Here is a 12,307-nt window from a genome sequence, read left to right on the forward strand (position 1 = left end):
CGGAAAGGGAATAAAAAAACAGCTCCCGCGATTTAGGAACAGACCCATGGCATTAAAAGGTTTTCAACGGTTTTTCTTGGGGCTCGCAATGACAATTGCGTTATCGGCGACGGCACAGGCCGAAACGATCAGCCTCGTCGGGTTCGGCGACAGCCTGATGGCGGGTTATCAGCTGCCACCCGAGGATGCTTTTCCGGCCCGGCTTGAAAAGGCGTTGAAGGAAAAAGGGCTCGACGTCACGGTGGCCAACGCCGGCGTTTCCGGCGACACCAGCTCCGGCGGGCTTGCGCGCATCGACTGGTCGATCCCCGACGGCACCAGGGGCGTCATCCTCGAACTGGGCGCCAACGATGCATTGCGCGGCATCCCGCCGGAAGAAACCCGCAAGAATATCGAGGCGATGATCGCGCGGCTGAAGGAGCGCGGCATCGCCGTGCTGCTTGCCGGCATGATGGCACCGCCGAACATGGGCGCCGACTATGCCGCCCGCTTCAACCCGATCTATCCGGAGCTCGCCCGGAAATACGGGCTGGAGCTCTACCCCTTCTTTCTCGACGGCGTGGTCACCGACGCCGCGCTCAAGCTCGACGACGGCATGCACCCGAACGGTAACGGCGTCGGCACGATGGTCGAAAAGGCGATGCCGGTCGTCGAACGTTTCATTGCAACATTGGCAAAGGCGGAGTGAACAAATCATCCACAGTTAAGAGAGTGTTAATATTCGCAAGCGTCAAATAGTAGTTGCCTGCAGACTCGATGCGTGATTCGCTGAGACATCTGCAAGAGATTCGGGGAGCTCGCCATGCCGAGACTATTCACCGCCCTCGAAATTCCGCGCAATGTTGCGATGAGTCTTTCATTGCTGCGCGGAGGTCTTCCCGGAGCTCGCTGGATCGATGTGGAGAACTACCACATCACCTTGCGCTTCATTGGTGACGTCGACTGGCGCACCGCAGATGAGATCATCGATAAGCTCGACCGGATCGAAAGACCGGAGTTCCAGCTGCAGCTGACCGGCACCGGCGCCTTCGGCTCGAAGAAGCCGCACTCGGTCTGGGCCGGGGTCAGCAATCATCCGGAAATGTATGCGCTGCAGGCCGAGATCGAGCGCATCTGCCAGCGGCTCAGGCTGCCGGCGGACCCGCGCAAGTTCACGCCGCATGTGACGCTCGCAAGGCTGCGCTCCAGCCGCGTCGAGGATGTGGTCGAATATCTCTCCGGACGCGGCAACTTCATGGCCTCGCCCTTCACCGTCTCACGTTTCGTGCTGCTGTCGTCGCGCGATTCGGTCGGTGGCGGCCCTTACCTCACCGAAGAGGTGTTTCCGCTTCACGAAGCCCGCTCTTCGAGCCTGTCCAGCAACGACGAGCATCCGGCCTCCAACATCTGGTAGAGACGTTCGAACGCTTCGGGACCGTCGTAATAGGGATCAGGCACGTCCTGGTCCCGCCCGCAAGCGTAACCCAGAAACAGGTCTATCTTGCCTTCAAGACCGGCAGGCGCGATCTGGCCAAGGGTGCGGACGTTTTCCCTGTCCATGCCCAGGATCAGATCGAAGGCCTCAAAGTCGACCTTTGAAACCTTGCGCCCGCGAAGACCCGAAATGTCGATGCCGTGCCGGCGCGCCACCGCGACCGAGCGGCGGTCCGGTGGATCGCCGATATGCCATCCACCCGTGCCGGCAGAATCGACCGAGATCTGCGACGCCAGACCCTTTTGCGCGGCAAGCGCTCGCAGCACGCCTTCGGCAAGCGGCGAACGGCAGATGTTGCCGAGACAAACAAAAAGAATTCGGACCGGTTTCATGCTATCCATTTCAAGGAGATAAGAGACAGGCCGACTTATACGCGGCGGCACTGCTTACAGCGCCGCGCGTCAACTATGACGCGCAAAGGACGCTGTAACACTTTAAACTCGCTGCATAATTTTATCCTTAAATCGAATCCGATTTAAGGAATTATGCAGGGGAACAGACACGGTGAAAGGGAGGAACGGATGAGACCGGAAAAACTCGACGAGGCGACAATCGCCGAGCATCTGCACAAGATGGAAGGGTGGGTGCGCGCCGAGGACGGCGCTTCCATTTGGAAGGCCTTTCGTTTCAAGAACTTCGTCGAGGCTTTCGGCTTCATGACGGAGATGGCGATCGTTGCCGAGAAGCTCGATCATCACCCGGAATGGTTCAACGTCTACAACCGCGTCGACGTGACCTTGACGACGCACGACGCCAGCGGCCTCACCGAACTGGACTTCAAGCTGGCCGCCAGAATGGACAAGGCAGCGGCGGGCCGCATGCCCGACCATTTGAAATAGATTTTGAAATGGATCTGGCACTTCCCATATTGTTGAGCGTTGCAACATCGGAAACGAGGCGATGGACGACGTAAAGATTGGTGAAATTCTCCTGCCCGGCGAAGAATCGGAACAGGAGCGCAGGGAAAAGCGCGTCAAGCGACGCTTCTGGCCGACCTTTCGCCGCGCGGCCCGCCAGATACCGTTCAGCCGGGAACTTGTGGCCGCCTATTATTGCGCGATCGACCCGAAGACGCCGACGCGTACGCGCGGCATCCTGCTGGCGGCACTGGCCTATTTCGTGCTGCCGCTCGACTTCCTTCCCGATTTTCTCGCCGTCGTCGGCTTTTCCGATGACGTCGCGGTTTTGACCGCCGCCTTCGCCGCCATCAGCGGGCAGATCAAGGAAGCCCACTACCTCAAGGCCGACGCGACGCTGGCCGACAATCCTGAGGAATGACCGCGGGAAACGCGGCGTATCCGCAACCGCGCCGTATTCCTGCCCAAAAGTCAAACTCTTGCCCGATTCTTTATGGCATAGACATTTCAGGACAGCGCGCGTCGAAGCGTCTTCGCTGAGGCGAGGCGCTGTCTGCAATGGCTTGGGGCAGGAAACGATCCGGAAGAGCGGTCTGAGGTGGCGAGCATTCGACGCCGGATGAGTGCTTCGAAAAACCAACGGACGGCAGATCTGCGGATGCCGGAGCGAAGGCGATAAATGCTTCGTTTCGGGGCTGAAACCAGCGGATTTTGGCCCTTGTTGACGGTTTGGTAACCTGAATTAAGTCACAACAAATGAAATCATGACTACGCGTCGCCCGTCTGACCTGTTTCGGGTGATCGAAAAGCAAGAAAAGCGGCAGGACCTCATGTTTGTAAGAAAGATCGCAACTGCAATCGCACTCGTTCTGGCAACCGCCAGCATGGCTGCCGCCCAGTCTCCGACGCGCATCCAGCAGTTCAACGCCTGGGGCGCCTATTCCTACAATTCCGGTGGCGGCAAGGTCTGCTATGTCCTGTCGGTTCCGAAGGAAAAGAGCCCGGCCGGCGTCGACCACGGCGACATCTTCTTCCTCGTTTCCCAGCGCCCCGGCCAGAACATCAGCTATGAGCCGCAGGCGATGATGGGCTACCCGTTGCAGGAGAACTCCAAGGTCAACGTCGTCATCGACGGCCGCACCTTCGTGATGTTCACCAAGGGCAACTCCGCCTGGGTCGAGAATGCCGCTGAAGAGCCGGCGCTCGTCGCCGCGATGAAGTCCGGCAAGGCGATGTCGGTCAACGCCAAGTCCCGCAAGGGCACCACGACAACCTACGCCTATTCGCTGTCGGGCATTTCAGCTGCACTCAAGCAGATCGAAGCCTGCAAGTAAGCCATCGGCTGATATTGGGAATGCGAGGCCGGCGCCCGACGCCGGCCTTTTTGCATTCAGGATCGACTGCGCGTGACTCCGGGCCAAAACAATGCTACAGCCGCGGCAAATTCAGAGCCCCCGCGCCCTTATGGCCGCGCTTGAAGGCTCGACCGATTTCAATTCGAGCATCAGGACAATCTCCGGACCCTTCTCCGGACGGGCGTTTTCTGTACGACAGGACACCAGAGCATGGCAGCCACTGAAATCTTGAACCGGGTGGATACCGTCACGGCGCCGCAGGCGCGCATCGCCCCGCAGGCCGAGAAGCCTTCGCTGATCGGGCTGTTGCGCGAGGACATGGCCAAGACGCTCATCGAAAAAGGTGTTCCCGAGCGTCAGGTGAAGATGCGCGTCAGCCAGCTCTGGCACTGGCTCTATGTGCGCGGCGTTTCCGATTTCGACGAGATGCTGAACGTCTCCAAGGACATGCGGGAAATGCTGAAGCAGCATTTCACCATTGCCCGGCCTGAGATCGTCGAGGAACAGACCTCGGGCGACGGCACCCGCAAGTGGCTGCTGCGCTTTCCCGCCCGCGGCGCCGGCCGTCCGGTCGAGATCGAAACAGTCTACATCCCCGAAGAGGGCCGCGGCACGCTGTGCATTTCCAGCCAGGTCGGTTGCACGCTGACCTGTTCGTTCTGTCACACCGGCACGCAGAAGCTGGTGCGCAACCTGACGGCCGAAGAAATCCTGGCACAGCTGCTGCTCGCGCGCGACCGGCTCGGCGATTTCCCGGAGCGCGACACGCCCCAGGGCGCGATCGTGCCGGCGGAAGGCCGCAAGATCACCAACGTCGTCATGATGGGCATGGGCGAGCCGCTCTACAATTTCGAACAGGTCAAGACCGCCCTTTTGATCGCCTCCGACGGCGAGGGCTTGTCGCTCTCCAAGCGCCGCATCACGCTTTCGACCTCCGGCATCGTGCCCGAGATCTACCGGACCGGCGACGAGATCGGCGTCATGCTGGCGATCTCGCTGCATGCTGTGCGCGACGACCTGCGCGACATGCTGGTGCCGATCAACAAGAAGTACCCGCTGAAGGAACTGATGGACGCCTGCCGCGCCTATCCGGGCCTGTCGAATGCACGCCGGATCACCTTCGAATATGTGATGCTGAAAGACGTCAACGACAGCCTCGAGGACGCCAAGGAGCTGGTGAAGCTGTTGAAGGGCGTGCCGGCGAAGATCAACCTCATTCCGTTCAACCCCTGGCCGGGCACCAACTACCAGTGTTCCGACTGGGAGCAGATCGAGAAATTCGCCGACTTCATCAACCAGGCGGGTTACGCCTCGCCGATCCGCACGCCGCGCGGCCGCGACATCCTCGCCGCCTGCGGCCAGCTGAAGTCCGAGTCCGAGCGCATGCGCAAGGTCGACCGACTCGCCTTCGAAGCGATGATGATTGCCAATCACGGCGAGGACTGAGGCAGCAGGGAAATGCTGCGCGGTTTTCCGCCGGCATTTCACATTTCCCGCCCCTAAAGACGATCATGATGGCCGCGGATTGTGCCGATTCCGCCGGTTCAACCATAAGTATGTCATGATCGATGAAGAACTTTGATGGGTGATGCAGTTCCTATCGATTGATTTCATCGTCCCGGTTTCCTAAGAAAGCGGGCAATCAGTCTAGGAGGACACCCATGCGCTCACTTCTCATCGCCCTTGCCGCTACGGTGGCATTTACCCTGCCCGCACGCGCCGATGAGGTGACCGTCGCAGTAACGGCGATCGTTGAACACCCGGCTCTCGATGCCGCACGCGACGGTGTGAAGGACGCGCTGAAAGCGGCCGGCTACAAGGAAGGAGAAAACCTCAAGTTCCTCTATGAATCGGCCCAGGGCAACCCGGCGACCGCCGCACAGATCGCCCGCCAGTTCGCCGGCGAAGCGCCTAGCGTCATCGTTCCGATCTCCACCCCGTCGGCCCAGGCCGTCGTTTCCTCGACGCGCGACATTCCGGTGGTCTTCACCGCTGTGTCCGACCCGATCGGCGCTCAGCTGGTCAAGGACATGGACAAGCCGGGCGGCAACGTCACCGGCCTTTCCGACATGTCGCCGGTTGCCGAGCATGTCGCGCTGATCAAGGAGATCCTGCCGAACGTCAAGTCGATCGGCTACCTCTACAACTCCGGTGAAGCCAACTCCGTATCGCTTTTGGCGGTGCTGAAGACGGAAGCCGAAAAGGCCGGCCTGACCGTGGTCGAATCCGCCGCAACGAAGTCGGCCGAAGTCCAGGGTGCTGCCCGCGCGCTCGTCGGCCGTGCCGATGCGATCTACGTTCCGACCGACAACACGATCATCTCCGCTCTCGAAGGCGCCGTCGCCGTGGCTGAGGAAGCCAAGCTGCCGCTCTTCACCGCCGACACGGATTCGGTCTCGCGCGGTTCGCTCGCAGCGCTCGGCTTCAACTACTACGACGTCGGCAAGCAGACCGGCGAAATCGTCGTTCGCATCCTCAAGGGCGAAAACCCGGGTGATATCGCCGTCAAGGTTGCCGCCGGTTCCGACCTGGTGATCAACAAGAAGGCCGCTGAAAAGATGGGCGTCACCCTTCCGGAAAGTGTCGTAAAGCGCGCCACACGCGTTGTCGAATAAGGCTTTGAGCCTTTTCAGGTTCAAGTTTATTGCGTTTTGGCCGCCCTCGTTCCATACGAGGGCGGTTCGTTATTAGAGCACCGCGTTTCCCATGGGGCACAATATGCTCTGACAGTTTGAAGCTGCGCCGACGCCGGATCTTGGGGCGTCCTGCGCCAACCGGGGACGCCGCGCTGAAATAAAAAGCTTAAGGCGCGCGGCAGAAAAAAGAGGGTCGGGGGTTTGAGTCAAATCGCTTTATGGGGAGCCGTCGAGCTGGGGCTGGTCTACGCCTTTGTCGCCGTCGGCGTCTTTCTCGCATTCCGGGTTCTCGATTTCCCTGACCTGACGGTCGACGGTTCGTTCCCGCTGGGTGCTGCGGTGACCGCGGTGCTGATCATCGCAGGCGTCAACCCCTGGCTCGCGGCCTGTTTCGCCATGGTGGCGGGTGCCGCCGCCGGCATCGTCACGGCGATGCTCAACGTGCGCTTCAAGATCCTCAACCTCTTGGCCTCGATCCTGACGATGATCGCGCTGTTCTCGGTCAATCTGCGCGTGATGGGCAAACCCAATGTCGCGCTGATCAACGCCGATACGATGCTCTCACCCTTCTTCGGCCTGGGTCTGCGCGAATTCTACGTTCGCCCGCTGTTCATCGGCGTCCTCGTGCTCGTTGCCGTCATCGTCGTCTGGCGCTTCCTTGAAAGCGATGCTGGCCTTGCGATGCGGGCGACCGGCGCCAATGCGCGCATGGCCCGCGCACAGGGCGTCGACACCAACAAGCAGATCTATCTCGGCATGGCGATCTCGAACGCGCTTGTCGCCTTTGGCGGTGCGCTCTTTGCCCAGACCAACGGCTTTGCCGATGTCACTTCCGGGGTCGGCACCATCGTCGTCGGCCTTGCCGCCGTCATCATCGGCGAAACACTGCTCGGCGCCCGCGGCATCCTGATCGCGCTGATCGGCTGCGTCCTCGGCTCGATCCTCTACCGCATCGCCATCCAGCTGGCGCTGTCGACCGACATGCTCGGCCTGCAGGCCTCCGACCTCAATTTTGTGACGGCCGTGCTCGTTACCTTCGCTCTCATCCTTCCCCGTCTTCGTCGCGGAGGTGCGGCATGATCAGCGTCAAGAACATCCAGGTCGTCTTCGGCAAGGGAACACCGCTTCAGAAGCAGGCGCTGAACGGCGTCGACCTGACGATCGAGCAGGGCTCCTTCGTCACCGTCATCGGCTCCAACGGCGCCGGCAAATCGACCCTTCTCGGCGTTCTCGCCGGCGACGTGCTGCCGAGTGCCGGCCAGGTAACGATCGGCAAGACCGATGTGACCCGCAAGGGCACCGCCGCTCGCGCCGGCCTCGTCGCCCGCGTGTTTCAGGATCCGTTGACCGGCAGCTGCGGCGCCCTTTCGATCGAAGAGAACCTGGCGCTTGCCGCCAAGCGTGGCGAGAAGCGCGGCCTGATGGCAGCACTCGGGCCGAAACGCCGCGAGCATTTCCGCGAACGCATCGCCGAACTCAATCTCGGCCTCGAAAACCGCATGGGCGACCGCATGGACCTGCTTTCGGGCGGTCAGCGTCAGGCGGTCTCGCTGGTGATGGCGACGCTTGCCGGCTCCGAAGTGCTGCTGCTCGACGAACATACCGCCGCTCTTGATCCCGGCATGGCCGAGTTCGTCATGAACCTCACGCAGAAGATCGTTTCCGAACGCAAGCTGACGACGATGATGGTCACCCATTCGATGCGCCAGGCGCTCGACTATGGCCACCGCACCGTCATGCTGCATGGCGGCGAGATCGTGCTCGACGTTGCCGGCGACAGCCGCAAGGAATTGCAGGTCGAGGACCTCATCGCCATGTTCCGCCGCATCCGCGGCCAGACGCTCGACGACGACGCGTTGCTGATCGGCTGACCCGTCGCTTGCGGGTCTATCCCAGCTTTCCCCTCATCTGCCTGCCGGCATCTTCTCCCCGTGAACACGAGGAGAAGAGTCACGTGGCAATCTCTCAGTCCTTCTCCGGCAAATGGCGTGGTTTGCCATCCAACGACCGTTTCACACTTCGTGCAACGCTGTTCCCACGATCGCCGTTGCCGCCGAACGGTGCAGCACGTGTTCTTCTCCCCGCAAGCGGGGAGAAGATGCCGGCAGGCAGATGAGGGGCAAGGCCCTCCTAAGGCAGTTTACCGAGCCGTTGTCATGAAAATCTTCGCGGCAAAGACCGAGAAGACGCCGGCAAAGCTGTAGTCGAGCGCCCGCATGAAGCCCCTGTTGCGCTGCAGCCAGGAGGACAGCCAGTCGGCGGTAAACACCACCAGCATGTTCACCGGCATACCGATGACGATGAACAGCGCGCCGAGAAACAGAAGCTTGCTCGTCACCGACGCATCGTTGGCGCTGACGAACTGCGGCAGGAAGGTCATGAAGAAGATGATGACCTTGGGGTTGAGCAGGTTCACCCAGAAGCCGGACGAGATGTTGGAAAGCGCCGTACCGCCCGCGCTATCGACCGTCTTGATCGAGAGCGTCGATCCGTGCCGGATGGCCTGGACCGCAAGCCAGAGCAGATAGGCGGCACCGCCGGTCTTAAGCACCATGAATGCCGTCGGCGACGCGGTGATCAGCGCCGAAATGCCGAAGGCGACCAGCAGGGTGTGAACAACGATGCCGAAGCTCGTCCCAAGCACCACGAAAAGTGCTGCCCTCTTGCCTTGCGATAGTGCGCGGCTGATCGAAAGCGTCATGTCCGGCCCCGGCGTTGCCGCAAGCAGAAGCGTGGCGGCAGCAAAGGCGAGCAAAGTTGGCAGGCCGGGAAGGAAGTCCATGTGCGCGATCCCTGGGACAGTCGGTCGCCCGGTCTATTCCGGCACAACGGCTTTTGCGAGCGGATTCGGTCGTTGCAGCGTTCTTCCGCTTGTATCCAGGCGTGTTCTGGATAAAGTGCCGCAGAATTTCCAAGGCGGCACGCCGCCCTCTCCCAAGACCAGACGGACGGAAACCATGGCATCGCATAAAGACGTGAAAAAGGTCGTTCTCGCCTATTCGGGCGGTCTCGACACCTCGATCATCCTGAAGTGGCTCCAGACCGAGCTCGGCGCCGAAGTTGTGACGTTTACGGCCGATCTCGGCCAGGGCGAAGAACTGGAGCCGGCGCGCAAGAAGGCCGAGATGCTCGGCATCAAGGAAATCTACGTCGAGGATGTGCGCGAAGAATTCGTCAGGGATTTCGTTTTCCCGATGTTCCGCGCCAACGCCGTCTATGAAGGCGTCTACCTGCTGGGCACCTCCATCGCCCGGCCGCTGATCTCCAAGCACCTGATCGACATTGCCAAGAAGACCGGCGCCGACGCGATCGCCCACGGCGCCACCGGCAAAGGCAACGACCAGGTTCGCTTCGAGCTGTCGGCTTATGCGCTGAACCCCGACATCAAGATCATCGCCCCCTGGCGCGACTGGTCTTTCAAGAGCCGCACCGACCTGCTCGAATTCGCCGAGAAGCACCAGATCCCGGTCGCCAAGGACAAGAAGGGCGAGGCTCCCTTCTCCGTCGATGCCAACCTGCTGCACTCCTCGTCCGAGGGCAAGGTTCTGGAAGACCCGTCGCAGGAAGCTCCGGAATACGTGCACATGCGCACGATCTCGCCGGAAGCGGCCCCCGACAAGGCAACCGTCATCAAGGTCGGCTTCGAGCGCGGCGACGCCGTCTCGATCAACGGCGTGCGCCTTTCGCCGGCAAACCTGCTGGCCAAGCTTAACGACTACGGCCGCGACAACGGCATCGGCCGGCTCGACCTCGTCGAAAACCGCTTCGTCGGCATGAAGTCGCGCGGCGTCTACGAGACCCCCGGCGGCACCATCCTGCTTTCCGCCCACCGCGCGATCGAATCGATCACGCTCGACCGTGGCGCCGCCCACCTCAAGGACGAGCTGATGCCGCGCTACGCCGAGCTGATCTATTACGGCTTCTGGTTCTCGCCGGAGCGCGAGATGCTGCAGGCGGCGATCGATCGGAGCCAGGAGCATGTCGAAGGCGAAGTGACGCTGAAGCTCTACAAGGGCAACGTCATGGTCACCGGCCGCGAAAGCCCGAAGTCGCTCTATTCCGACAAGCTGGTCACCTTCGAGGACGACCAGGGCGCCTACGACCAGAAGGACGCCGCCGGCTTCATCAAGCTCAACGCACTGCGCCTGCGCACGCTGGCCGCGCGCAACCGCTAAGCAGCGGCGAGCACCAAGGAAAACGAAGCCTCCGCGACCCGGGTCGCGGAGGCTTTTTCGTGCGCCTTAATATCCGGCCTGAGCCGCGGGCTATTCAGCCGCTTCCGGCAGCGGATTTTGGCCATCGGTCGGCGCGACCAGTGGCCTCAACCGAACCGTACGCCGGTACCAGACATAGCTGAGGATGCAGGCGAGGCCAAAACTCGGAATGATCGTGCCGAGTGCCAGCACCGGGACACCAACGGCTGCGGCGATCGCCCCACCGAGCAGGCCGGAACCCATCTGGACGAAGCCCATCATCGCGGATGCCGTGCCGGCGATCTCTGGAAAGGGTGCCATGGCCGCGGTCATCATATAGGGCATGACGAAGGCGATGCCGAAGGCATAGACACCGATCGGCAGCATGACCGAAAGGAAGCTCGGTGGCAGCGCATGCATGGCATAGGCAAGCACCAGACTGGCCGCGCCGATGAAGACGAGGCCCGCCGGTACCAGCGCCTGCGGCGTGCAGCGGCGCATCAACAGGCGCACCACCACCGTTCCGGAAAAGAATAGGCCCGATTGCATCAGCATGCCGACGCCGAATTCGGTTGGCGTCAGGCCGACTTCATTGATAAGCACGAACGGCAGCATCGTCGCCCACGCGTAGAGCGCGCCGACCGCCCCGGCGATGACGAGCGTCGAGGAGATGAAACGGCTGTCGCTCACCAACTTGCGATAGGCGGCAAGGATCGGCTTCAGGTGGCCCTTGGCCGGGTCGGGTGTCGCAGTCTCAGCCATGAAGAACTGCACGGTGATACAAGCCATGGCGGCAAAGCCGACCATCAGCAAGAAAATCGACTGCCAACCAAAAAGGCCGAGCGCCAGACCGCCGAGCGTCGGGGAAACGGCCGGCCCGAGCGCCAACATCATGCCGATCATGTTCATGATCCTTGCTGCCTGCAGGCCGGTGAACTGGTCGCGCACGATGGCGCGCGCAACCGTCATGCCGACGGAGGCGCCGATGCCCTGCACCAACCGTCCCGCAAGCAGGACCGAGACCGACGGAGCAAAGGCCGCCATCAGGCTGCCGGCGAGATAAATGGCCATGAAGATCAGCGTCGTGCGCCTCCGGCCGATGACATCGGAGAGCGTGCCGGACACCAGCTGCGCGAAGGCAAAACCGGCAAAATAGAGCGACAGCGTCATCTTGATCGCCGCCTCGCTGGAGGAAAAGGCGCGCACCAGTTCGGGCATGGCCGGCGTATAGAGCGCCATGGAAACGGGGCCGAGCGCCACCAGAAAGGCACCGATGATGCTGGTGCGCCGTTCGCTCATGCGACGCGTCATTCCTTCACACCCTTCTTCTTGCCGGCCACGCACGGGTCGAGGCGCCGCAGATTCTCGCGCAGGATACGCAGGTTGGCACAGAGCATGTCGCGCGTCGCCTCGTCGAGCCCCGCCGTATAGGCATTCATCATCTCGCGCAGCCCCGCCATCAGCTCGGTGAGCAGCGGATCGGCCTTGTCGGTGATGACGACGTTCTTGGCGCGGCGGTCGGCCGGGTCGGGCAGACGGGCTACCAGCTCCATTACCTCCAGCCGGTCGAGATAGGCCGACAGCGTCATCGGCTCGATGCCCATGCGAGTGGCGATTTCCGCCTGCTTGATGCCCTCGGTCAGCGCCACCTGGATGAGCGTGCGGGCTTCGCCGGGCGTGATGCCGAGGTCCATCGCATTGACCTGGCGATCGAAGGCGCCACGCAGAAGGCGGGAGACATCGGTCAGCAACATACCGATGGTTTCGGATTCAAGTTTGGTTGGCATCAGGA

14 protein-coding genes are annotated in these 12,307 nt (G+C 61.7%); 10 read left to right on the top strand and 4 right to left on the bottom strand.

Features of this window, described 5'->3' with window-relative positions:
• Positions 1 to 46 precede the first annotated feature (46 nt).
• Positions 47 to 688 carry an arylesterase gene (locus ABIE33_RS08140; RefSeq protein WP_429123727.1) on the top strand — a complete coding sequence of 214 codons (642 nt, stop codon included), beginning with the start codon at positions 47 to 49 and terminating at the stop codon, positions 686 to 688.
• 114 nt (positions 689 to 802) lie between these two features.
• Positions 803 to 1,393 (top strand): RNA 2',3'-cyclic phosphodiesterase, encoded by a 591-nt coding sequence (thpR, locus tag ABIE33_RS08145; protein ID WP_077500866.1) that lies wholly within the window; start codon positions 803 to 805, stop codon positions 1,391 to 1,393.
• Here the strand turns inward: thpR and ABIE33_RS08150 are convergent.
• A complete protein-coding gene (locus ABIE33_RS08150; RefSeq protein ID WP_429123729.1) occupies positions 1,330 to 1,806 on the bottom strand; it encodes a low molecular weight protein-tyrosine-phosphatase in 477 nt (158 codons plus the stop codon). The two genes, thpR and ABIE33_RS08150, sit on opposite strands and share 64 nt — an antisense overlap.
• A gap of 189 nt (positions 1,807 to 1,995) precedes the next feature.
• On the opposite strand from ABIE33_RS08150, the gene ABIE33_RS08155 reads away from it, so the two are divergent.
• The 7 genes from ABIE33_RS08155 (at position 1,996) to ABIE33_RS08185 (ending at position 8,193) form a co-directional block, all read left to right on the top strand.
• On the top strand, positions 1,996 to 2,313 hold the full coding sequence (locus ABIE33_RS08155; RefSeq protein ID WP_065780444.1) for a 4a-hydroxytetrahydrobiopterin dehydratase: 318 nt from the start codon (positions 1,996 to 1,998) through the stop codon (positions 2,311 to 2,313).
• Positions 2,314 to 2,374: 61 nt separating this feature from the next.
• A complete protein-coding gene (locus ABIE33_RS08160) occupies positions 2,375 to 2,752 on the top strand; it encodes a YkvA family protein (protein WP_429123731.1) in 378 nt (125 codons plus the stop codon).
• 409 nt (positions 2,753 to 3,161) lie between these two features.
• Complete coding sequence (locus ABIE33_RS08165; protein ID WP_112806760.1) at positions 3,162 to 3,665, top strand: invasion associated locus B family protein; 504 nt, start codon at positions 3,162 to 3,164, stop codon at positions 3,663 to 3,665.
• Between the two features lie 231 nt (positions 3,666 to 3,896).
• Positions 3,897 to 5,132 (top strand): 23S rRNA (adenine(2503)-C(2))-methyltransferase RlmN, encoded by a 1,236-nt coding sequence (rlmN, locus tag ABIE33_RS08170; protein ID WP_429123733.1) that lies wholly within the window; start codon positions 3,897 to 3,899, stop codon positions 5,130 to 5,132.
• A gap of 215 nt (positions 5,133 to 5,347) precedes the next feature.
• On the top strand, positions 5,348 to 6,301 hold the full coding sequence (locus tag ABIE33_RS08175; protein ID WP_429123734.1) for an ABC transporter substrate-binding protein: 954 nt from the start codon (positions 5,348 to 5,350) through the stop codon (positions 6,299 to 6,301).
• 222 nt (positions 6,302 to 6,523) lie between these two features.
• Positions 6,524 to 7,402, top strand: a complete 879-nt coding sequence (locus ABIE33_RS08180) for an ABC transporter permease (protein ID WP_429123735.1) — start codon at positions 6,524 to 6,526, stop codon at positions 7,400 to 7,402.
• Entirely contained in the window at positions 7,399 to 8,193 is a 795-nt protein-coding gene (locus ABIE33_RS08185) for an ABC transporter ATP-binding protein (protein WP_053251658.1), read from the top strand. Before ABIE33_RS08180 ends, ABIE33_RS08185 begins: the two co-directional genes overlap by 4 nt.
• A 269-nt stretch (positions 8,194 to 8,462) precedes the next feature.
• On the opposite strand, the gene ABIE33_RS08190 is transcribed toward ABIE33_RS08185, so the two are convergent.
• Positions 8,463 to 9,104 (bottom strand): LysE family translocator, encoded by a 642-nt coding sequence (locus ABIE33_RS08190; protein ID WP_429123737.1) that lies wholly within the window; start codon positions 9,102 to 9,104, stop codon positions 8,463 to 8,465.
• Between the two features lie 175 nt (positions 9,105 to 9,279).
• On the opposite strand from ABIE33_RS08190, the gene ABIE33_RS08195 reads away from it, so the two are divergent.
• On the top strand, positions 9,280 to 10,497 hold the full coding sequence (locus ABIE33_RS08195) for an argininosuccinate synthase (RefSeq protein ID WP_077500872.1): 1,218 nt from the start codon (positions 9,280 to 9,282) through the stop codon (positions 10,495 to 10,497).
• 90 nt (positions 10,498 to 10,587) lie between these two features.
• Here the strand turns inward: ABIE33_RS08195 and ABIE33_RS08200 are convergent, their stop codons facing one another.
• On the bottom strand, positions 10,588 to 11,826 hold the full coding sequence (locus ABIE33_RS08200) for a multidrug effflux MFS transporter (RefSeq protein WP_429123739.1): 1,239 nt from the start codon (positions 11,824 to 11,826) through the stop codon (positions 10,588 to 10,590).
• A complete protein-coding gene (locus tag ABIE33_RS08205; protein WP_429123741.1) occupies positions 11,823 to 12,302 on the bottom strand; it encodes a MarR family winged helix-turn-helix transcriptional regulator in 480 nt (159 codons plus the stop codon). Before ABIE33_RS08205 ends, ABIE33_RS08200 begins: the two co-directional genes overlap by 4 nt.
• Positions 12,303 to 12,307: the final 5 nt, after the last annotated feature.

Source organism: Ensifer sp. 4252, from assembly GCF_050434565.1.
GTDB lineage: Bacteria > Pseudomonadota > Alphaproteobacteria > Rhizobiales > Rhizobiaceae > Ensifer.